This is a genomic window from Rhodococcus sp. MPR-R1B, from assembly GCF_058793255.1.
Genome location: NZ_JBXAFO010000034.1, coordinates 25621 through 46557 on the forward strand (window position 1 = coordinate 25621; position 20937 = coordinate 46557).

Consider the following 20937-nt stretch of genomic DNA (forward strand, 5'->3'; position numbering starts at 1 on the left):
GCGTCATGGCTGAGGCAGCGCCCGTGCGGTTGACGGCGTGGGTTCACGGATACGTTCAAGGCGTCGGGTTCCGGTGGTGGACCAGGGCCCGCGCTCTCGAACTCGGATTGATCGGATATGCGTCCAATCAGCGTGACGGTCGAGTGCTCGTCGTGGCGGAAGGCCAACGCACGCAGCTCGAGCGATTGGTGGAGCTGCTGCGCTCCGGCACTACCCCGGGCACGGTGGATCTCGTGGTCGACAGCTGGGACACCGCAAGGGGCGACCTGACAGGGTTCGTCGAACGCTGACCGATTTGGCGGTAAAGTTTCCCCCCATGCACCTCAAGAGTCTGACACTCAAGGGATTCAAATCCTTTGCGTCGGCAACGACTCTTCGGTTCGAGCCGGGAATTACCTGTGTGGTCGGCCCGAACGGCTCGGGTAAATCCAACGTCGTCGATGCGTTGACCTGGGTGATGGGCGAGCAGGGCGCCAAGGCCCTGCGCGGCGGCAAGATGGAAGATGTCATCTTTGCCGGCACCTCCGGCCGCGCGCCGCTGGGCCGCGCCGAGGTGACCTTGACCATCGACAACGCCGACGGGGCGCTCCCGATCGAGTACTCCGAGGTGTCGATCACGCGCCGCATGTTCCGCGACGGCGCGGGGGAGTACGAGATCAACGGCTCGTCCTGCCGTCTGATGGACGTCCAGGAACTGCTCAGCGACTCCGGCATCGGCCGCGAAATGCATGTCATCGTCGGGCAGGGACGGCTCGCCGCGATCCTCGAATCCCGTCCCGAAGATCGACGCGCCTTCATCGAAGAAGCCGCGGGAGTCCTCAAACATCGCCGCCGCAAGGAAAAAGCGGTGCGCAAACTCGATTCCATGCAGGCCAATCTCGCTCGCCTCAGTGACCTCACCGCGGAACTGCGTCGGCAACTCAAACCGCTGGGACGCCAAGCCGAGGTTGCTCGGCGAGCACAGACGGTCCAGGCTGACCTGCGTGATGCAAAGATGCGTCTGGCCGCTGACGATCTGGTGACCCGTCGAAACCAGTTGAACGACCAGGCGCAGGACGAGAAAGCGGCCCGTGAACAGCACAACCAGGTGGCGGCTGCGCTCGACGAGGCCAACCTCGAACTCGGGCGCCAGGAGCAAGCTCTCGCTCGTCTGACTCCGGGATCGGAAGCGGCTGCACAGAGTTGGTTCCAGCTTTCCGCGCTTGCCGAACGCGTGAACGCCACTGTGCGCATCGCCCGCGAGCGTGCGCGTCATCTCGACTCCGAACCCGTCGGCAACCGCGGCCAGGACCCGGACGAGATGGAGGCGCGCGCCGAACGTCTTGCTGCCGAGGAGGCCGAACTCCTCGAAGGCGTCGAAATCGCGCGAGCGGCGTCGGAAGCTGCTCGGGACCAGCTCGCAGCCACCGAAGATGCTGCAGCAGAAGCGGAACGGGCGCACATGGCGGAAGTTCGTGCCGTCGCCGACCGCCGTGAAGGTCTTGCTCGACTCTCCGGTCAGGTCGACACTCTGCGTACCCGCGTCGAATCCGTCGACGCGGAAGTGTCTCGGCTGACCGAGGCGATCGACGAGGCTCGTCTGCGTGGCGATGCCGCACAGGCCGAGTTCGACACGGTGCAAGAAAGCATCGGGGACCTCGACGCCGGTGAAGTCGGCCTCGATACCAATCACGAACGCGCCATCGAGGCTCTCGAGATGATCGACGCGCGCGTCGAAGAGCTTCGTGAGGAAGAAAAAACGAGCGGGCAACGCATCGCTTCGCTCCGGGCGCGCATCGAGGCACTGTCGATGGGTTTGCAGCGCAAGGACGGTGGCGGCTGGCTGCTCGAACACCGCGGCGACGACGGCATCACCTCGCTGGTCGGATTGATTCACGTCGAACCCGGCTACGAGGCCGCGATCGCTGCCGCGATGGGGCCGGCGGCGGACGCCGTCGTGGCGCAGTCGCTGGACTCTGCTCGCTCCGCTGTCACAGCACTGGCCGATCAGGACGGTGGACGTGCATCACTGATCGTGAGCGGTGAACCGGCGATCAAGCGCGAGGCCGAGATCGCGCCGGGTAGTCGTCCGGCCGTCGACGTCATCGACTGCCCTGACGAGTTGCGTGCCGGATTGACCGCCATCCTCGATGGCGTCGTCCTGGTCGAGACTCTCGATGACGCGATTCGAGTTGTTGCTGACCACAAGGGAATTCGCGCAGTGACGCGTTCTGGCGATCTGCACGGTTCGGGGTGGATGATCGGTGGCTCGGATCGGCAACCGAGCACGCTCGAGGTGCAGGCGGCGATCGACGCGTCAGCAGCGGAACTGGCGGCAACGGAGAGCCGATCCGAGGAACTCGACGCGGCGCTGTCCGGCGCTCTGGCCGAACAGGCCGCTCGACGCGAGACCGCGGAGCAAACTTTGGCAGCGCTCAACGAGTCGGACGCCGCCATGTCCGCCATCTACGAGCAGTTGGGCAGATTGGGGCAGGCAGCACGAGTCGCCCACGCGGAATCCGAGCGGTTGACCGCCCAGCGAGTGCGTGCCGAGGAGGGCCGCGGGGAGTCGCTGACAAAGCTCGCGGATCTGGAGGAACGTCTGCGCGTCGCCGAAACCGACGGCAGTGCGCCGGGACACGGCGCGGAATCGACCGCTGCCGATCGTGAAATGGCCGCAGCAGCGCTCGCCGAAGTGCGCATCGTCGAAATGGATGCTCGCCTTGCCGTACGAACCGCCGAAGAACGTGCGGAATCCGTTCGCGGAAAGGCTGATTCGCTTCGCCGTGCCGCGGCCGCCGAACGAGAAGCGCGGATCCGCGCCGAACGGGCTCTGCGCGCCAGGGCGCACGCTGCGGAGGTCGCAGCTGCCGTCGCCGAATCGGGACAGCGCGTGGCGGTCGAACTCGAGACCGTCGTCGCCGCGGCTCTTGCCCACCGTGACGAGTTGGCTCGGGCCCGCGCCGAGTGCACGGCCAAGCTGGATCAGGTCCGCGAGACAGTCCGAGCACTGACCGGACAACTCGCTTCGCTCACCGACGCCGTCCACCGCGACGAGGTAGCGAAGGCACAGGCAGCGCTGCGCATCGAACAACTCGAGGAGTCGATCCTCGATCAGTACGGTATCGGCCTCGACGATCTGATCGCCGAGTACGGGCCCGAGGTCGAACTGCCGCCGACCGCTCTCGAAATCGAGGAGTACGAGCAGGCCAAGGAGCGTGGGGAGCAGGTCACCGCCCCCGCTCCGCTTCCGTACGACCGCGCGACTCAGGAACGGCGCGCCAAGCGGGCCGAGAAGGACCTCGCCACCCTCGGCAAGGTTAATCCGCTGGCGCTCGAGGAATTCGCAGCTCTCGAGGAGCGGTACACCTTCCTCTCCACTCAGCTCGAGGACGTCAAGACCGCACGCAAGGACCTTCTTGCTGTGGTCGCAGACGTCGACGCACGAATTCTGCAGGTGTTCACCGAGGCCTATGCCGACGTCGAGCGTGAGTTCGTGGGAGTGTTCGAGAAATTGTTTCCCGGGGGAGAAGGGCGGCTGGTCCTCACCGATCCCTCGGACATGCTCACCACCGGCATCGAAGTCGAGGCGCGTCCGCCCGGTAAGAAGGTCAAACGGTTGTCGTTGCTGTCGGGCGGCGAGAAGTCGTTGACCGCGGTGGCCATGCTGGTCGCGATCTTCCGGGCACGCCCGTCCCCGTTCTACGTGATGGACGAAGTCGAGGCGGCGTTGGACGACACCAACCTGCGGCGGCTGATCGGACTCTTCGAACAATTGCGGGAGAAGTCGCAGTTGATCGTGATCACTCACCAGAAACCGACGATGGAAATCGCCGATGCGTTGTACGGCGTCAGCATGCGCGGCGACGGCATCACCACCGTGATTTCGCAGCGACTTCGCGGTCAAGACATGGCCTCGACGTAAGCCCTGCTCACTTTCCGGGTCGGAGCCTGAAACAATGGGCCGGTGACTACCCAGGCTTGGATCATCATCGCGGCTGTAGCGGCCGTACTACTCGTCGTTCTCGTTGCCGGATTCCTGCGCTACCGCAAGGGGCAGGTATCGCTGAAGGCGCCCGAGACGAAGCCGGAGCTCGGCGCCCCCGAGAAGGACAAGTCAGGCGGCTACAAGGCCGGTGGCGGGTTCAACTTCAGTCAGGGGTCGACGGCAACGGCGCCACCTCCGGTGGTTCCGACACCGCCGGTCGCCGAGAAGCCGCCCGTCGTCGAAGAACCTGTCGTCGAAAAACCGATCGTCGAAGAACCGGTTATCGAGGAACCAACTGTCGCGGAACCGGTTGTCGAAGAACCTGTTGCGGAGAAGCCGGCCGCCGTCGAGGAGCCGGTTGTCGAAGAGCCGGTAGTAGAAGAGGCGCCGGTAGCAGAACCGGTTGTCGAAGAACCTGTCGTTCCCGAGCCCGTCGTCGTTCCCGCGCCAGTCGAGCCTGCACCGCGCGTGCTGGACGAGATCGACCCGACCGAGGGTCGGCTGGACCGACTGCGCGGGCGCCTTTCCCGCTCGCAGTCAGCAGTCGGCAAGAGCTTGCTGGGTCTGCTCGGTGGCGGCGATCTGGACGAGGACTCGTGGGAAGAAGTCGAGGACACCCTCCTCATCGCAGACCTCGGCTCCGCGACCACGGAAAAGGTCGTCACGAAGCTTCGTGAGCAGATGGCGGCCCGCAGCGTCCGGACCGAGGCTGCCGCCCGCGCCCTTCTGCGCGAGGTGTTGATCGCCGAACTGCGTCCCGAACTGGACCGCTCCATCCGCGCATTGCCGCACGATGATCACCCGGCTGTTCTGCTCGTCGTCGGCGTCAACGGGACCGGCAAGACAACCACCACCGGCAAGCTGGCTCGCGTGCTCGTCGCCGACGGTCGTCGCGTCGTGCTCGGTGCCGCGGACACGTTCCGCGCCGCCGCCGCCGATCAGCTCCAGACGTGGGCTGAGCGTGTCGGCGCTGAAGTTGTTCGTGGCAAGGAGGGTGGCGATCCCGCTGCGATTGCCTTCGACGCGGTCTCACGGGGCATCGCGGACGGCGTCGACGTGGTCCTGATCGACACCGCCGGCCGTCTGCACACCAAGACCGGTCTGATGGACGAGCTCGGCAAGGTCAAGCGGGTTATCGAGAAGAAGGCCTCGGTCGACGACGTTCTGCTGGTTCTCGATGCGACGGTCGGCCAGAACGGATTGGCGCAGGCTCGAGTGTTCGCGGAGGTCGTGGACATCACCGGCGTCGTACTGACCAAGCTGGACGGAACCGCCAAGGGCGGAATCGTCTTCCAGGTTCAGCATGAACTGGGTGTGCCGGTGAAGTTGGTCGGTCTCGGTGAAGGTGCCGACGACCTGGCGCCCTTCGAGCCGGGTGCGTTCGTCGACGCCCTCCTGGGCTGACGCCCCCGTGCGCCTTTTTGGTAGCGCGAACTACCGAAAAGGCGCACAGGGGCGGTAGAACTCCCTGGCGAAACCTGTTTGCAACAAAGTTGGGCAATTGGTTCACGTCTGCGAAACGCGACAGCGCCATGGACGAAACACCAGCCCAGCACTCTTCTCCTTAACGACGTGCTGCCCGGCACGTGCGACTAGGAGGTAGTAAGTGAGTACCGACGATTTGTTGGCGAACTCCGGTAACGCCGCATGGATGCTGATGGCTGCATCTCTGGTCTTGCTGATGACACCCGGCCTCGCTTTCTTCTACGGCGGGATGTCTCGGTCCAAGTCCGTCCTGAACATGATGATGATGTCCTTCGGGGCCATGGCCGTCATCGGCGTCATCTACGTTCTGTGGGGATGGTCGATGTCCTACGGCTCTGAGAACATCGGGGGCATTTTTGCCAACCCGTTCGAGTTCTTCGGCCTCAAGAACAGCATCACCGATGCTGACGGCAACTTCATCGCCGGCGCCTGGGGCTACCCCAACGTCATCGACATCGCGTTCCAGGTGACATTCGCGATCATCACCACCGCCCTCATCAGTGGTGCCCTGGCCGAGCGGGTCAAGTTCGGCACCTGGCTCCTGTTCTCGGGTATCTGGGTCACCGTCGTCTACTTCCCGCTCGCACACATGGTGTGGGGCGGCGGACTCCTCTCGGGCTCCGAGGACGGCATCGCGGCAAAGCTCTTCGGCACCACGGTCAACGACGACGGAGTCACCGTCGCCAACGTCGCTCCGATCGACTTCGCCGGTGGCACAGTCGTTCACATCAACGCGGGTATGGCCGGTCTGGTCCTCGCACTCATCGTCGGCAAGCGTCTCGGCTTCGGCAAGACCGCCTTCCGTCCGCACAACCTGCCCTTCGTGATGCTCGGCGCCGCACTCCTCTGGTTCGGTTGGTTCGGCTTCAACGCCGGCTCGGCATTCGCCGCCGACGGTAACGCCGGTCTCGCCTGGGTCAACACGACCACCGCGACGTGTGCCGCAGTCCTGGCCTGGCTCGCTACCGAGCGTATTCGTGACGGCCACGCCACCAGCCTCGGCGCAGCTTCCGGTGCGGTCGCCGGTCTGGTCGCCATCACCCCTGCTGCCGGTGCGCTCAACCCGGTCGGTTCCATCTTCCTCGGGGCAGTAGCCGGCATCCTGTCCGCTCTCGCAGTCGGCCTGAAGTTCCGCTTCGGCTTCGACGACTCGCTCGACGTCGTCGGTGTTCACCTTGTCTCCGGCCTGTGGGGCACGATCGGTATCGGATTCTTCGGCACCGCAACCGGCCTCTTCTACGGCGGCGACTACAAGCAACTGGTGGTTCAGATCGTGATCGCACTCGCAGCACTCGTCTTCACCGGCGTTCTGACGACGATCATCGGCTTCGCACTCAAGCCCCTGGGCTGGCGAATCTCGGCCGAGGACGAGGCACGCGGCATCGATGAGACCGAACACGCAGAGACCGCATACGACCTCGCGTGATCAGCACGTGATTAAAGTGAATTCAGGCACTTCAGAGTTTGGAAAGGGATGAGCACATGAAGCTGATCACAGCAATCGTCAAGCCGTTCACGCTCGAGGACGTCAAGACCGGACTCGAGCAGGCCGGAGTGCTGGGTATGACAGTCAGCGAAGTTCAGGGCTACGGCCGACAGAAGGGCCACACCGAGGTGTACCGAGGCGCGGAGTACTCCGTGGACTTCGTACCCAAGGTCCGGGTCGAGGTCGTCGTCGACGACGCGGCCGTTGACAAGGTGGTCGAGGTGATCGTCGAGGCCGCTCGAACCGGCAAGATCGGTGACGGCAAGGTGTGGGTCTCGCCAGTCGAGTCGGTCATCCGGGTTCGCACCGGGGAACGCGGTGGCGATGCACTCTGACCCGAAAGGGTCCGAGAACTTCGGCCCTGGTTCCGTCGCGAAAGCGACGGGGCCAGGGCCGGTCTCGTCAGGGGGATCCGACGAAGCTGCGGACCTGGCCCGCGCACGCAAGGCCCTACTCACCGGAGGCGTCAAGAACAGGAGGCTCGACGCCCCCGCGCTGCGACATGCACTGGTCGATCTGCACGAATTCTGGTTGACCACCAAGGGGACCGAACTGGGCATCAAACCGGATTGTGGGTTTGCCATCGTCGCCGTGGGTGGTCTCGGCCGACGCGAACTGCTGCCGTATTCCGATCTCGATCTGATTCTGCTGCACGACGACATGGACCCGGCGGTCGTGGCCCAGGTCGCGGACAGCCTGTGGTACCCGCTGTGGGACGCGCACATCAAACTCGACCACAGCGTGCGGACGCTTCCGCAGGCGCTTCAGGTTGCGGCCACCGACATGACGGCAGCACTCGGAATGCTCGAAGCACGCCACATTGCCGGCGACGTGGAGCTGAGCAACTTGTTGATCAGTGGTGTCCGACGACAGTGGCGCATGGACATCCGCAGCCGATTCGACGAATTGATCACCCAGACCCGTACGAGGTGGGAGCGCAGCGGCGAGATCGCCCATCGCGCCGAACCGGATCTCAAGAGCGGTCGTGGCGGGCTGCGAGACGTCCAACTGCTCAACGCCCTGTCCATCGCGCAATTGACCGACGGGATGCCAGGGCTGGGACCCAACTCGCCCGGCGGCGGTCTGGCACTTGCGCACAGGCGGTTGCTCGACGTGCGCACCGAACTTCACCGCGTTGCCGGTCGCGCCCGCGACCAACTGCGAGCACAGGACGCCGACGAAATCGGTGCGGCGCTACGGATCGGTGATCGCTTCGATCTGGCCCGCCTTCTCAGCGAATCGGCGCGCACCATCAGCTATTCGGTCGACGTCGGTATCCGTACCGCCGGAAACTCCTTGCCCCGGCGTGGTTTGTCGCGGCTGCGTCGCGCGCCGGTGCGGCGGCCACTGGACGAGGGCGTCGTCGAGCATGCCGGCGAAGTAGTTCTGGCGCGCGATGCGAGACCGAAGAAGGATCCCGGTCTGGTGATGCGGGTCGCGGCAGCGGCGGCCACCAACGGCATGCCGATCTCCGCGTCGACGCTCAATCGCTTGGCAGACAATGCCCCCGAACTGCGTGAGCCGTGGCCGAAAAATGCAGTCAACGATCTCTTGGTCGTGCTGGGTTCCGGATCGCGTGCGGTTCCGGTGATCGAGGCGATGGACCGGACCGGGCTCTGGGGTCGACTCCTGCCGGAGTGGGGGACCATTCGCGATCTTCCGCCGCGCGACGCCGTCCACACGTGGACGGTGGATCGGCACCTGGTCGAAACCGCCGCGTATGCAAGCGGATTCACCACTCGCGTCGCTCGGCCGGATCTGCTCATGCTCGGTGCGTTGATCCACGACATCGGGAAGGGGCGAGGGGGAGACCACAGCGTCGTCGGTGCCGAATTGGCCACCGCGATCGGAAATCGCTTGGGACTCTGGCCTTCCGACGTCGCGACGTTGACGGCGATGGTGCGCTACCACTTGCTGTTGCCGGAAACCGCCACCCGTCGCGACCTCGACGATCCGGCAACCGTGCAGCGAGTGGTCGACGCACTCGAGGGAGACGGGACCCTTCTCGATCTCCTGCATTCGTTGGCGGAAGCGGATTCGCTGGCCACCGGGCCTGGTGTCTGGGGCGACTGGAAGTCGTCGTTGATCGGCGAGCTGGTGCGTCGTTGTCGTTTGCTGATGGCAGGGGAGGAGCTCCCGCAACCCGATCCACTCGCTCCCGAGCAATTGGCCATCGCCGAGGAGGGCGGGGTTCACGTCTCGCTCGTTCCGGCCGAGAATGCGCACACCTACGTCGTGACCGTCATCGCGCCCGACGCTCCCGGGCTGCTGTCTCGGGCTGCCGGAGTTCTGGCGCTGCAGTCCTTGCGGGTGCATTCCGCATCGCTGGGGTCGCATGCAGGTTCGGCGGTCAACTCGTTTGTCGTGACGCCGAGGTTCGGCACACCCCCGCAGGCGGTGTTGCTCCGGCAGGAATTGATCCGGGCTTCGGCCGGTGAACTGAATTTGCTCGAACTTCTCGACGCGAAGGACGAGGAGGCACGGGCAGAGCAGTGGGACGACCCGATCCAGACCAACAAGGATTCCGCGGTTCCGGTGCTCTATGCGCAGGCGCCACCGCGGGTCATCTGGTTCGACGCGCCCGGTGACGGTCAGGCGATCCTCGAATTGCGTACCGAGGACCGCGTCGGCCTGCTCTGCCGACTGGCCGCAGCACTCGAACACAGTGGAGCCGACATCCGGTGGGCGAAGGTCGCCACCTTGGGTTCCTCGGTGGTCGACGCGTTCTGCCTCGACTTCGGTGAGGCCGATACCCGCGCGGCGCGAGAGCGCGTCGAGGAGGCGGTGCTGGCGGTGGTTCCGGTGCCACAACCCAAGAAGAAAGAGGATTGACGGACCGGTTTCGGCAGTTACGCCCGCATCGGCTGGGATCGGTGCGGGCGTAGCGGCTAGGCTGGTGCCCGAGAATATCCACGGCTAACTCGCACGACCTTCAGGAGCGCACTCGGTGTTCGAATCCCTTTCCGACAGATTGACCGGATCTCTCAAGGATCTGCGTGGCAAGGGTCGTCTGTCCGGCGCCGACATCGACGCTACGGCCCGCGAGATCCGCCTTGCCCTGCTCGAGGCCGACGTCGCGCTTCCCGTAGTGCGCAGCTTCATCGCCAAGATCAAGGAACGCGCCAAGGGCGCCGAGGTCTCGGGTGCACTGAACCCGGCTCAGCAGGTAGTCAAGATCGTCAACGAAGAGCTGGTCGAGGTTCTCGGCGGCGAAACTCGTCGACTGCAGTTCGCCAAGACTCCGCCGACGGTCATCATGTTGGCCGGTCTGCAGGGTTCCGGTAAGACCACGCTGGCCGGAAAGTTGGCCAAGTGGCTCAAGGATCAGGGGCACACGCCCCTCCTCGTCGCCTGTGACCTTCAGCGTCCCGGCGCCGTCACTCAGCTTCAGATCGTCGGTGAGCGTGCAGGCGCCGCAGTCTTCGCGCCGCATCCCGGTACCTCCATCGGCGGCGGCGAGAACGCACTGGGCGTGTCCGCAGCCGACCCCGTCGAGGTCGCCCGCGCCGGCGTCGAAGAAGCACGCAAAAAGCATTACGACGTCGTGATCGTCGACACCGCCGGTCGCCTCGGTATCGACTCGGAGCTGATGGCGCAGGCCGCCGGTATCCGTGACGCCGTCAACCCGGACGAGACCATCTTCGTCCTCGACGCCATGATCGGTCAGGACGCGGTCAGCACGGCCGACGCTTTCCGTGAGGGAGTCGGCATCACCGGTGTCGTCCTCACCAAGCTCGACGGCGACGCCCGCGGTGGTGCCGCGCTGAGCGTCCGCGAGGTCACCGGCCAGCCGATCCTCTTCGCCTCCACCGGCGAGAAGCTCGAAGACTTCGACGTCTTCCATCCCGATCGCATGGCCAGCCGGATCCTCGGCATGGGCGACGTCCTGAGCCTCATCGAGCAGGCCGAGCAGGTTTTCGACGCCGATCAGGCCGAAGCCACCGCAGCGAAGATCGGTTCCGGTCAGCTCACCCTCGAAGACTTCCTCGATCAGATGATGGCCGTCCGCAAGATGGGCCCGATCGGCAACCTCCTCGGTATGCTGCCGGGTGCCGGCGGCATGAAGGACGCGCTTGCCAACGTCGACGAGAAGCAACTCGATCGCATTCAGGCCATCATCCGCGGTATGACGCCGGCCGAGCGCGACGATCCGAAGATCATCAACGCCTCACGCCGACTGCGCATCGCGAACGGTTCGGGCGTCAAGGTTTCCGACGTCAACCAGTTGGTGGATCGTTTCTTCGAAGCCCGCAAGATGATGGCTGCCATGGCCGGCCGTATGGGCATGCCCGGCGCGCGTAAGCAGGTTCGCAGCAAGAAGGGCAAGAAGGGCAAGAAGGGCGGCAAGGGCCCGACGCAGCCCAAGATGCGCGGAGGATTCCCCGGCATGGGCGGATTCCCGGGTATGCCCGGCGGAATGCCGGCCGGCATGCCCGACCTGTCGAACATGCCCAAGGGTCTCGATCAGTTGCCGCCCGGACTGGAAGGCATCGATCTCTCCCAGCTCAAGCTGCCCAAGAAGTAGTCGGTGGCTGCGCTTCATCTGCGGGGTATCGGTCTGCCCGATGCCGAGCCGATCGAATTGTGGATCGTCGACGGGCTGATTTCCTTCGAGCCGGTGTCCGGTGCGGAGACGATCGTCGAATCGGGTTGGATCACACCGGGTCTCGTGGATGCGCACTGTCACGTCGGTATCCGCTACGGCGGTGGCGGCGGCGAAACCGTCGACGGCTTGCTGGGGCAGGCGAAGACCGAACGTGACGCGGGCGTGCTGTTGCTTCGTGACGCCGGATCGCCGGTCGACACCAGGTTCATCGACGAGCGCCTCGATCTGCCGCGGATCATTCGCGCAGGTCAGCACATCGCCGCACCGAAGCGGTACATCCCGGGCCTGCCGGTCGACCTGGACGACGAATCTCAGTTGCCGGCCGAGGTGGTGCGTCAGGCACGCGCCGGTGACGGTTGGGTCAAGCTCGTCGGGGACTGGATCGATCGTTCCATCGGTGACCTCGCCCCGTTGTGGAGCGACGAGATTCTGGTCGAGGCCATCGCTGCCGCCCATGCCGAAGGCGCAAGGGTCACCGCTCACGTCTTTGCCGAGGATGCTCTGCCCGGCCTGATCAACGCCGGCATCGACTGCATCGAGCACGGCACCGGATTGACGGACGCGACCATCGAGTTGATGGTCGCTCACGGCACGGCCTTGGTTCCGACGCTGATCAACATCGCAACTTTCCCCGAGATCGCGGACTCTGCCACGCGGTATCCGATCTACGCGGCGCACATGCGGGATCTGCACGCTCGTCGACATCGGACGATCGGTGCCGCTCACGAGGCCGGGATTCCGATCTATGCCGGAACGGATGCCGGCGGATCGATCAGGCACGGGCGGATCGCCGACGAGATCGCCGAACTCGAAGTTGCCGGTTTGACGGCGCATCAGGCGCTGGGCGCAGCCTGCTGGGACGCGCGGAGTTGGCTGGGTGCGCAGGGGATCGAAGAAGGAGCGCCCGCCGACCTGGTGGTTTATTCCGAAGATCCGCGCGGAAACCCCGATGTGCTCGCGAAGCCGATGCGTGTGATCCTCCGCGGAACCCCCGTGAGTGGTTAGGGAGTCCCCGCACTCTCGAAGCGCGCACAGGGTGGTTTCCGAACGAGCCCACCCATCTGGCACAATGGAGCATTGTTCGTCGCAACCGGTTACGTACCGCTGCGACGGTCACAGGATAGAGGCAAAACCGGGCTCACAAATCGTGTGGGTCGCTGAATTGCACGTGACATGCGCAGCACTGTTGTGCGCGCTGAAGGAGAACTGCAGCTGTGGCTGTCAAAATCAAGCTCACCCGCCTCGGCAAGATCCGCAACGCTCAGTACCGCGTTGTCATCGCCGACTCGCGCACCCGTCGTGACGGCCGTGCGATCGAGACCATCGGCAAGTACCACCCCAAGGAAGAGCCCTCGCTGATCGACATCGATTCCGAGCGCGCTCAGTACTGGCTGTCCGTGGGCGCACAGCCCACCGAGCCCGTCGAGGCACTCCTCAAGATCACCGGTGACTGGCAGAAGTTCAAGGGCCTGCCGGGCACCGAAGGCACCCTGCGCGTCAAGGAAGCCAAGCCCACCAAGCTCGAGCTCTTCCAGGCTGCGCTCGCGCAGGCCGAGAACGAGCCGGTTGCAGAAGCAATCACCCCCAAGAAGAAGAAGGCTGCAAAGGCTGACGAGGCCAAGGCAGAAGACACCGCGGCTGACGCCGAGGCTCCCGCTGCAGACGCCGAGGCTGCTGACAAGTGAGTGCCGTCGTCGCTGATGCGGTAGAGCATCTCGTGCGTGGCATCGTCGCCAATCCCGACGATGTGCGCGTCGAGCTGATCACCGGACGTCGGGGACGGACCGTCGAGGTGCACGTGCACCCAGACGATCTCGGCAAGGTCATCGGTCGGGGTGGTCGCACTGCGACCGCTCTGCGGACCTTGGTCTCCGGCATCGGTGGCCGCGGTATCCGTGTTGATGTCGTCGACACCGATCAGTAGACGGCAGTAAACAGGTGGAACTCGTAGTCGGTCGTGTCGCGAAGTCGCATGGCATCAAAGGTGAATTGGTAGTCGAGGTTCGTACAGACGAGCCCGAGGATCGTTTTGCCGTAGGTTCCGTGCTGCGTGGGCGCAAGCCGCGCGAGTCCACACTGAAGTCGTACACAGTGGAAGCCGCCCGGGATCATTCCGGGCGGCTTCTGCTGCGCCTCGAAGGCGTCAGTGACCGTGGCGACGCAGATGCGTTGCGCGGCACACTGTTTGTCATCGACAGTTCCGAACTCGAGCCTTCGGATGATCCGGACGAGTTCTACGATCACGAACTCGAAGGACTGAAGGTCGTCCTCACGGACGGTGCCGAGGTCGGTTCGGTCATCGAGGTATTGCATTCCGCCGCAGGCGAATTGCTTTCGATTCGCCGTACCGGTGAGGCATCCGGCGAATTGCTGATCCCGTTTGTCGCCGCCATCGTCACCTCGGTGTCGATCGCCGACCGCGTCGTGGTGATCGAGCCTCCCGAGGGACTGCTCGACCCGGACTTCGGCGACAAGTCGAACAGCGACAATTCGAACTCAGACAACGACTGATCGTTTGTTATGCGTCTCGACGTCGTCACCATCTTTCCCGAGTATCTCGAACCGCTTCGTGCTGCCTTGCTGGGCAAGGCAATCGAACGTGGCTTGATCTCGGTCGACGTCCACGATCTTCGGTCGTGGACCCATGACGTGCACAAAGCCGTCGACGATTCTCCGTATGGCGGCGGACCCGGCATGGTCATGAAACCCACCGTCTGGGGCCCGGCACTGGACGACGTGATCGGGCGCTCCGATTCTTCCGGCCCCGATGATGCCGAGACCATTCTGGTGGTGCCCACTCCCGCCGGCGTTCCGTTCACCCAGGAGACCGCGCACCGCTGGTCCAACGCCAAGCACCTCGTCTTCGCCTGCGGCCGATACGAAGGTATCGATCAACGGGTTTTCGACGACGCCGCCAAGCGGGTCAGAGTCGAAGAAGTCAGCATCGGCGATTACGTCCTGATCGGCGGCGAAGCAGCCGTGCTGGTGATGGTCGAGGCTGTCGTGCGACTGATGCCCGGCGTTCTCGGCAATCAGCTTTCACACCAAGAGGATTCGTTTTCCGACGGCCTTCTCGAAGGGCCTAGCTACACTCGCCCGGCTGTGTGGCGCGACCTCGAAGTTCCGCCGGTGCTTCTCTCCGGTGATCACGCGAAGATCAAAGCGTGGCGCCATGAGCAGTCGCTGCAGCGCACGGCCGAGCGTCGACCGGATCTTCTTCCTTAGGTATTTCGCTTCAACCAGGTGATGCTTGCGCCGTCGTCGAGCGATTCGGTTGCAGTCGGTGTGAACGGTGTCGGCTCGAAGTTACCTCTGATCATCGGTATGCCTGCGCCGGCGACTACCGGATACCTCTTGATGATCAACTCGTCGATCTCCGGTAGTAGTTCGCCGGCGAGAGTTCCGCCGCCACACAGCCAGATATCTTGTCCTTCTTCCTCTTTCAGAGATCTGACTACCCCAAGCGGATCGGCGCGAACGATGGTGACGGGGGGATCCTCGGCGTCAGGGATGGTTGTGGAGACGACGAACTGACGCAGGTGCGCGAAGGGGCTTTTCACTCCGGCGGCCAGCCCGGGCTCGTAGGAGCCGCGGCCCATGACGACCGTGTCGAAGGTCCTGTTGGGCGCGTCCTCGATTCCGAGAGCGGGCCGCACATGCGTTGGCACGGTTTCAGGATATCGATCGCATATCCAGGCCGTGATCTGTTCGGAGACCGGGAGGAAATCGAATTCGCCACCAGGCCCCGCGATGTATCCGTCGAGGGAAGCTCCCACGTAGTACACAAGCTTTCGCATATAACGCTCCGTTCGTAGTACTATGTTTGTAGTCGTTTAACTTAGGGTCGTGTCAGGAGTGATGTCAAGTGCGAAAGAACCCGGAACGCCGGCTTGCCCTGATCGACGCGGCAATCGAGGTGTTGGCCCGAGAGGGTGCTCGAGGCTTGACGTTTCGAGCCGTCGACGCCCAGGCAGCAGTGCCGAACGGGACAGCGTCGAACTACTTCTCCAATCGCGACGACCTGCTCACTCAAGCGGGTGGCCGGATCTACGAGCGACTGATTCCGGAGGACCTCGAAGGGATGATCGATCCCGTCAACGGCACCGATCGTGAGCGCCTGGTGACGCTCATGCTCGACGTGGTCGAGCGCGTCACCTCGTTCGGAACGGGTTTCCTCGCGCTCATGGAGTTGCGACTGGAGGCGACGCGTCGACCGGACCTGCGAGCGGTGCTGACCGTCCGCATCCGAGAAGACTTCGATCTGAACGTAGCCAATCATCTGGCGTCGGGCGTGCCGGGTGATGCGATGACCGTTCGCCTGCTCTATTTGTCGCTGAACTGGCTCGCACTGGATCGACTCACATTGCCGGACCTGTTCGGAGAGGAAGATATTCGGACGATCGTCGAGGCGGCGGTGGATCGAGCGTTACCCCGCGAATCGTAGAAGGTCAGTGTCGTTCGGCAGGTTTGCGGCGGAACGAGAAGTATCGATGACCGAAGAAGCTCACACCGGCGACGATCAGCATGACAACCGCCTGGGCGGGAAGCGGCGGGGCATGCAGAATCGACACCGCGATTGTTCCGAGTATCAGATTCAGCACCAGGCCACCGGAATTGACGACGATGAACGCTCCCAGGTCGCGTGCCACATGTCCGCGGACGCGGAAAACGAGAGTCCGATGCAGAACGAAAGCGATGAGGACGCTGATGGAGTACGCGCCGATCACAGCCACTTGATACAGATCCTTGTTGTCGAGGATCAGTGTCCAGATCACGAAGAGCACGTATCCGATCGCCGTATTAGCCACTCCGACAATGGCAAATGCGATGGGTTGATGCTTGACCACCCGAAGCAGTGGGCCGGGGTTCTCGGGTGATGCGATGTCTTCGGTCATGAAGACTCGGTTTTCACGGTGTTGATCCCGTCCTTGCGTCGGGTCCGCAGATACATCCACTCGAGCACGCCGAGTCCGAGGACTCCGGCGACCATCGAAGCGCCGCCGACCTTCCATCCCGGGGGACGCCACGTCAGGACAAGCTCTGCGTCCTTCGTCCCGGCGGGAATGTCCACGGTGACAAAGGACTTCGCGACGACGTCGATCGGGACAGGCTGACCGTCGATGCTCGCCCGATATCCGGGCCAGCCGAGCCGTGCGAACACAACCTTGCCGCCGGTCTCCGAACTGACACGAAGGGTGCTCGACATGTTCGATTCCGCGGTCGAAACAGCTTCGACGCCACGGGTATCGGCGATGCGGCCGTTTCGTGTCGAGACGGGGCCGTCGACGCGTTCGAGCACGGAGATGTAGTTCTCGTGACCGGGGTAGTCCACCCATGTCCACCCGTCGGGAGCCGGGTTCTTGCGTGCATCGGGGTAGAGAGCGTTCTGAAGTACGACGCGGTCCACGTTCATCAGGTCGACGATGGTGCGGCCGGTGGTGGGTTCGACGGTGAATGCGCGCCGAAAGGCGTCGGGGCAGACGCTCATGTCCCAGCGCATGCAGAGCAGATCACCGAAGTAGAAGTGCCCGTTGGGGGTGTAGCCGCTGGTGTAGGTCAGTTCGAGGTCTTTGGGGTAGTTGCCGAAAGCCAGGGAACCGTACGCTCCGTCGAGGGTTTTGTCCCCGGGTGCGATGAGTGCACGGTCGCCCAGTTGCAGTGTCGTGCCTTCGAAGTCGGGGAAGGCCTCTTTCATCTCCGAGCGGGATTCGGGCAGGTTCCAGCTCATCGGGGTTGGTTGCGCGGCCCGAACCTGGGCGTAGGCGATGGGGGAGACCGCGACGATCGCTACGAGGCATGCGAAAGCAGTGCCTTTGGTACGGCCGAGCCAGACCATCGCGGCGCCGAGTGCGGCAACGAGCAGGGCTGAGATCACATGCCATTTCGCGAGCCCGGGAGCTGCCGAGGCTGACCGAATCAGAAGCAGGCCCACGAGGATTCCCGCTGCAACGCAGCGCCCGCGCAACTTGTCGGTCGTGGCGTAACGCCCGAGCAGGATGCACACCAGAAGCAGGAGTCCGATGGCCACCATCGGAAGTACGCGCGCGGGCCACCGCAGTGGGCCGATCGTGCTCGGCCCGGCAGTCCACATGAGGACGGCGACCGTGAAGATCCCGACGGCGGTCAATTCGCGTGCCGCGGCGCGTGCCTTGCCCCAGTCGATGAATGCCAGGGCGGGTATGAGGAACCAGGCGATGTAGACCATGGGCATGGTCTGGATGTATCCCCACCACGAGGTGAACGCGGGCATCGTGCTCGGCAGGCTCGCGTTCAGCGATTCCGACCACGGGACGGCGAGGAATGCATCGTTCTTGACTTCGGATGCACCGCGCCAGGTGACGTCCGCGGTGAGCAGGCTCGGCAGATACGTCGCGAGACCGGCCAGAGCGGCACACGCGGACACCGCCAGAAGCCGCAGTGACGGCAGCCAACGCCGCTGATAGACAACTTCGCCGATTGCGACCGCGCCGATCATCAAGCCGGATTCGACTGCGGGGAAAACATATTGGACCGACATCGCGAGATACAAGAACACGAAGGTCGGGATCGGACCGCTCTTACCTCGGGCGTAGCGGATTGCCGACGCCCACGCCTGAACCATCCAGGCAGTGCCGGTGAAGGCAGTCATCCAACTGGCCGAGTCGAAGAACAGCAGGAAACCGGTGAACGGAATCGAGACGCCGGCGACGGCAGCCCACGTGGGCTTCGAGCCGTACTCGAGGCAGATCCGATAGACGCCGAGTGCAAGGATGATCGCGAAGATCAACTTCACGATCGTCGCGTACAACGCCAGGTTGTCGAAGGACGGTGCGATCAGGTCGATCAGGAGTTGCGGTGGATTGAGAAGGCCTGCTTCCTCGATCGCGTAGTTGCCCGCCATCCAGTTCTCGGGGACGAGCACCGGGAGGTGTCCTTCTCGCAGACTGCGGCCGAGCATGACCCACAGCGGCGCGTATTGGGACTCGGTGTCGTCGGTGTAGAAGTGACGAGCATTCGCGAGCACCACGGCCAGATAACCGGCGATGACACCGATCGCCGTGACGGCGCCCCACTTGTACACGTCTGCCCGGGCGAGAGTGCGAGTTTCCACCACGAGTTCCAGACCTTAACAGGGCAGGTGGGGCGTACGGAGACGCGAGCGCGTCACGCGCCGCCGGCATCCGAAGTCAAGACATCTCTGCGTGTTAAAGTTCGCGACGGTGTGGGCCCGATCGTGCCTGTCTCTCGGCGCCAGTCGAGCCCCCTGAAGGGAGTGGAAGCGAGTGCACTCGATTTCCGTCGTAGTGCCCGTTTATCAGGGCGAAAAGACGATCACGGCGCTCGTCGAGGAGTTGGACGGCCTGGGCACACCGAGTGCGACGCCCGGTGGTGCGCAGTTCTCCGTCGACGAGATCGTGCTGGTTCACGACAACGGCCCGGATCGCTCCGACGTCGTGTTACTCGAATTGGAGCGCCGTTTCGAGCAGGTGCGTGTCGTGTGGCTCAGCCGCAACTACGGCCAGGACGCGGCGACCATCGCCGGCATGGCCGCTGCAACTGGACAGTGGATCGTGACGATGGACGAGGACGGCCAGCACGACCCGGTGCACATCGGGGCTTTCCTCGACACCGCGCTGACGGAGCGATCCGATCTCGTGTATTCCAAACCCACGAACACACGCCCGCACGGATTCTTGCGGAACCTGACCTCGCGCGGCGCAAAGATCGTCTTGGCGACGGTATTCGCGTTCCCTGATTCGACGAGATTCGAAAGTTATCGCCTGATCCGCGGTGACATCGGCCGACAGTTGGCCGGCGTCGCGGCCAACGGCGTGTATCTGGACGTTGCGCTGACGTGGGTTGTCGGTAACACGGCCACGGCGCCGGTGACACTTCGAGCCGAAGGCCGCGAAGAATCCGGGTACAACTACCGCCGTTTGTTCTCGTTGTTCTGGAAGATGGTGTTGTGTAGCGGAACACGCGGTCTGCGGCTGGTCAGCCTGCTCGGAGTCACCCTGGCGTCGGCCGGCGTGATCATGGCCGCGGTGATCTTCATCGGGGCCATGACCGGCGACAACAATGATCCCGAAGGATGGGCGTCGATCATCATGGCGCTGCTGGTCTGTTCGGGTGCGATCCTGTTCTCGCTCGGGCTCATTGCCGAATATCTCGGTGTGGCACTGCACGTCCTTGTCGGAAAGCCGCTGTATCTGACTGTCGACTCCCCGCGGCCCGGAACCTCGATCGATCGGCGTAGTCTTGAGCACTGATCGCATCATCTTCTCCCGCCCCTATCGGGCATCGAACGAATTGTCGAATCTGGCAACGGTTCTGGAGTCCGACCACATTCACGGTGACGGACGTTTCACCAAGTCCGCGACTGCAGCGCTCAAGGCGATCACCGGATCCACGCATGCTCTGCTGACCACCTCGTGCACGCATGCACTCGAATTGGGTGCGCTGCTGCTCGAATTGGGCCCGGGCGACGAGGTAATAGTTCCGAGCTTCGCGTTCAGTTCGGCGGCGACCGCCGTCGCGTTGCGCGGGGCCACTGTTGTTTTCGTCGACATCGATCCGAGTACCGGCAACATCGACCCGGCGTGCGTCGCGGCGGCGATCACCGAACGCACCAAAGCTGTACTGGTCATGCATTACGGCGGAGTCGCCGCGGACATGGAACCTCTCCTCGACCTCGCGGAACTCCACGGCGTTGCGTTGATCGAAGACAACGCTCACGGACTCGGCGGAAAGTGGCGCGGGCGCTCGCTCGGCACCATCGGAACTATCGGAACGCAGAGTTTTCACGACACAAAGAACGTTCACTGCGGTGAGGGCGGCGCGCTGTTGCTCTCCGACGATCAGTTGATGACTCGCGCCGAAATCATCCGTGAGAAGGGGACCGACCGTGCGCGTTTCCTGCGCGGGCAGGTCGACAAGTATTCGTGGCAGGACATCGGGTCGAGTTATCTGCCCAGTGAACTCAATGCCGCCGTCCTCGACGCACAACTCTCCGAGTTCGACGCGATTCAGGCGGCCAGGCATCGCGTCTGGGATGCCTACAGCGTGAGTCTGGGCGAGTGGGCGGCCGCGAACGGTGTCGTGCCCATGGCGGTGCCCGATGATCGCGAGCACACTGCGCACCTGTTCTATCTCAAGATGCCGACCGAAGAGAGCCGTGACGGCTTGATTCGGCACCTTGCCGGTGACGGAATCGTGGCGCCGTTCCACTACGTTCCGCTCGATACGAGTGCGGCCGGTGTGCGCTACGGACGAACACCGCAGCCGTGCGTGCGTAGTGCCGAGTTCTCCGCGTCGATCCTTCGACTGCCGCTGTGGCCCATGCTCACGTTCGAACAACAGGACCGTGTCATCGGTTCGGTGCTCGAGTACAAGCAGGCTTGAGGACGAACACGA

Annotated in this window: 18 protein-coding genes; 15 read left to right on the forward strand and 3 right to left on the reverse strand. The window is 63.9% G+C overall.

The genetic code is table 11. The annotated features are described in order from the left end of the window. Positions 1-5 precede the first annotated feature (5 nt). The 12 genes from AC1Q61_RS29255 (at position 6) to trmD (ending at position 14769) form a co-directional block, all read left to right on the forward strand. The gene (locus AC1Q61_RS29255; protein ID WP_007729313.1) at positions 6-290 is read left to right on the forward strand and encodes an acylphosphatase; all 285 of its coding nucleotides are present in this window, start codon (positions 6-8) and stop codon (positions 288-290) included. A gap of 26 nt (positions 291-316) precedes the next feature. Continuing rightward, a complete protein-coding gene (gene smc, locus AC1Q61_RS29260; RefSeq protein ID WP_211920387.1) occupies positions 317-3904 on the forward strand; it encodes a chromosome segregation protein SMC in 3588 nt (1195 codons plus the stop codon). A gap of 42 nt (positions 3905-3946) precedes the next feature. Beyond that, complete coding sequence (gene ftsY / locus AC1Q61_RS29265) at positions 3947-5371, forward strand: signal recognition particle-docking protein FtsY (RefSeq protein ID WP_211920385.1); 1425 nt, start codon at positions 3947-3949, stop codon at positions 5369-5371. A gap of 247 nt (positions 5372-5618) precedes the next feature. Further along, positions 5619-6878, forward strand: coding sequence for an ammonium transporter (locus AC1Q61_RS29270; RefSeq protein ID WP_051649690.1), 1260 nt, complete (start codon positions 5619-5621; stop codon positions 6876-6878). Between the two features lie 56 nt (positions 6879-6934). Continuing rightward, a complete protein-coding gene (locus AC1Q61_RS29275; RefSeq protein WP_003942772.1) occupies positions 6935-7273 on the forward strand; it encodes a P-II family nitrogen regulator in 339 nt (112 codons plus the stop codon). After that, positions 7263-9770 (forward strand): [protein-PII] uridylyltransferase, encoded by a 2508-nt coding sequence (locus AC1Q61_RS29280; protein WP_003942689.1) that lies wholly within the window; start codon positions 7263-7265, stop codon positions 9768-9770. Before AC1Q61_RS29275 ends, AC1Q61_RS29280 begins: the two co-directional genes overlap by 11 nt. A gap of 115 nt (positions 9771-9885) precedes the next feature. Then, positions 9886-11463 (forward strand): signal recognition particle protein, encoded by a 1578-nt coding sequence (gene ffh / locus AC1Q61_RS29285; protein ID WP_042924437.1) that lies wholly within the window; start codon positions 9886-9888, stop codon positions 11461-11463. A 3-nt stretch (positions 11464-11466) separates the two neighbouring features. Next, on the forward strand, positions 11467-12549 hold the full coding sequence (locus AC1Q61_RS29290; RefSeq protein ID WP_050656640.1) for an amidohydrolase family protein: 1083 nt from the start codon (positions 11467-11469) through the stop codon (positions 12547-12549). 209 nt (positions 12550-12758) lie between these two features. Continuing rightward, the gene (gene rpsP, locus AC1Q61_RS29295; protein WP_003942818.1) at positions 12759-13229 is read left to right on the forward strand and encodes a 30S ribosomal protein S16; all 471 of its coding nucleotides are present in this window, start codon (positions 12759-12761) and stop codon (positions 13227-13229) included. Further along, positions 13226-13468, forward strand: a complete 243-nt coding sequence (locus tag AC1Q61_RS29300; RefSeq protein WP_003939023.1) for an RNA-binding protein — start codon at positions 13226-13228, stop codon at positions 13466-13468. Before rpsP ends, AC1Q61_RS29300 begins: the two co-directional genes overlap by 4 nt. 14 nt (positions 13469-13482) lie before the next feature. Next, the gene (rimM, locus tag AC1Q61_RS29305) at positions 13483-14055 is read left to right on the forward strand and encodes a ribosome maturation factor RimM (protein ID WP_042924434.1); all 573 of its coding nucleotides are present in this window, start codon (positions 13483-13485) and stop codon (positions 14053-14055) included. A 9-nt stretch (positions 14056-14064) separates the two neighbouring features. Next, on the forward strand, positions 14065-14769 hold the full coding sequence (trmD, locus tag AC1Q61_RS29310) for a tRNA (guanosine(37)-N1)-methyltransferase TrmD (protein WP_003942745.1): 705 nt from the start codon (positions 14065-14067) through the stop codon (positions 14767-14769). On the opposite strand, the gene AC1Q61_RS29315 is transcribed toward trmD, so the two are convergent. After that, positions 14766-15341, reverse strand: a complete 576-nt coding sequence (locus AC1Q61_RS29315) for a dihydrofolate reductase family protein (RefSeq protein ID WP_042450814.1) — start codon at positions 15339-15341, stop codon at positions 14766-14768. The two genes, trmD and AC1Q61_RS29315, sit on opposite strands and share 4 nt — an antisense overlap. 68 nt (positions 15342-15409) lie before the next feature. Between AC1Q61_RS29315 and AC1Q61_RS29320 the strand changes: the two genes are divergently transcribed. Further along, entirely contained in the window at positions 15410-15988 is a 579-nt protein-coding gene (locus AC1Q61_RS29320) for a TetR/AcrR family transcriptional regulator (RefSeq protein WP_042450812.1), read from the forward strand. A 4-nt stretch (positions 15989-15992) separates the two neighbouring features. Here AC1Q61_RS29320 and AC1Q61_RS29325 read toward each other — a convergent pair whose 3' ends face one another. Continuing rightward, the gene (locus tag AC1Q61_RS29325) at positions 15993-16439 is read right to left on the reverse strand and encodes a GtrA family protein (protein ID WP_030535434.1); all 447 of its coding nucleotides are present in this window, start codon (positions 16437-16439) and stop codon (positions 15993-15995) included. Then, complete coding sequence (locus tag AC1Q61_RS29330) at positions 16436-18634, reverse strand: hypothetical protein (RefSeq protein WP_215515851.1); 2199 nt, start codon at positions 18632-18634, stop codon at positions 16436-16438. Before AC1Q61_RS29330 ends, AC1Q61_RS29325 begins: the two co-directional genes overlap by 4 nt. A 172-nt stretch (positions 18635-18806) precedes the next feature. Here AC1Q61_RS29330 and AC1Q61_RS29335 point away from each other — a divergent pair, with 172 nt between their 5' ends. Together AC1Q61_RS29335 and rffA are read left to right on the forward strand one after the other, a co-directional pair. Next, on the forward strand, positions 18807-19793 hold the full coding sequence (locus AC1Q61_RS29335; RefSeq protein ID WP_042924429.1) for a glycosyltransferase: 987 nt from the start codon (positions 18807-18809) through the stop codon (positions 19791-19793). Further along, positions 19783-20925 (forward strand): dTDP-4-amino-4,6-dideoxygalactose transaminase, encoded by a 1143-nt coding sequence (gene rffA / locus AC1Q61_RS29340; protein WP_003942806.1) that lies wholly within the window; start codon positions 19783-19785, stop codon positions 20923-20925. The genes AC1Q61_RS29335 and rffA overlap by 11 nt, the downstream gene beginning before the upstream one ends. The last annotated feature ends 12 nt before the right edge of the window (positions 20926-20937 follow it).

Excerpts from the sequence above, each read along its gene's own strand:
- AC1Q61_RS29315 (WP_042450814.1), bottom strand. The coding sequence starts at position 15,341 with ATGCGAAAGCTTGTGTACTACGTGGGAGCTTCCCTCGACGGATACATC.
- AC1Q61_RS29275 (WP_003942772.1), top strand. The coding sequence starts at position 6,935 with ATGAAGCTGATCACAGCAATCGTCAAGCCGTTCACGCTCGAGGACGTC.
- smc (WP_211920387.1), top strand. The coding sequence starts at position 317 with ATGCACCTCAAGAGTCTGACACTCAAGGGATTCAAATCCTTTGCGTCG.
- AC1Q61_RS29270 (WP_051649690.1), top strand. The coding sequence starts at position 5,619 with ATGCTGATGGCTGCATCTCTGGTCTTGCTGATGACACCCGGCCTCGCT.
- trmD (WP_003942745.1), top strand. The coding sequence starts at position 14,065 with ATGCGTCTCGACGTCGTCACCATCTTTCCCGAGTATCTCGAACCGCTT.
- AC1Q61_RS29255 (WP_007729313.1), top strand. The coding sequence starts at position 6 with ATGGCTGAGGCAGCGCCCGTGCGGTTGACGGCGTGGGTTCACGGATAC.
- AC1Q61_RS29325 (WP_030535434.1), bottom strand. The coding sequence starts at position 16,439 with ATGACCGAAGACATCGCATCACCCGAGAACCCCGGCCCACTGCTTCGG.
- AC1Q61_RS29280 (WP_003942689.1), top strand. The coding sequence starts at position 7,263 with ATGCACTCTGACCCGAAAGGGTCCGAGAACTTCGGCCCTGGTTCCGTC.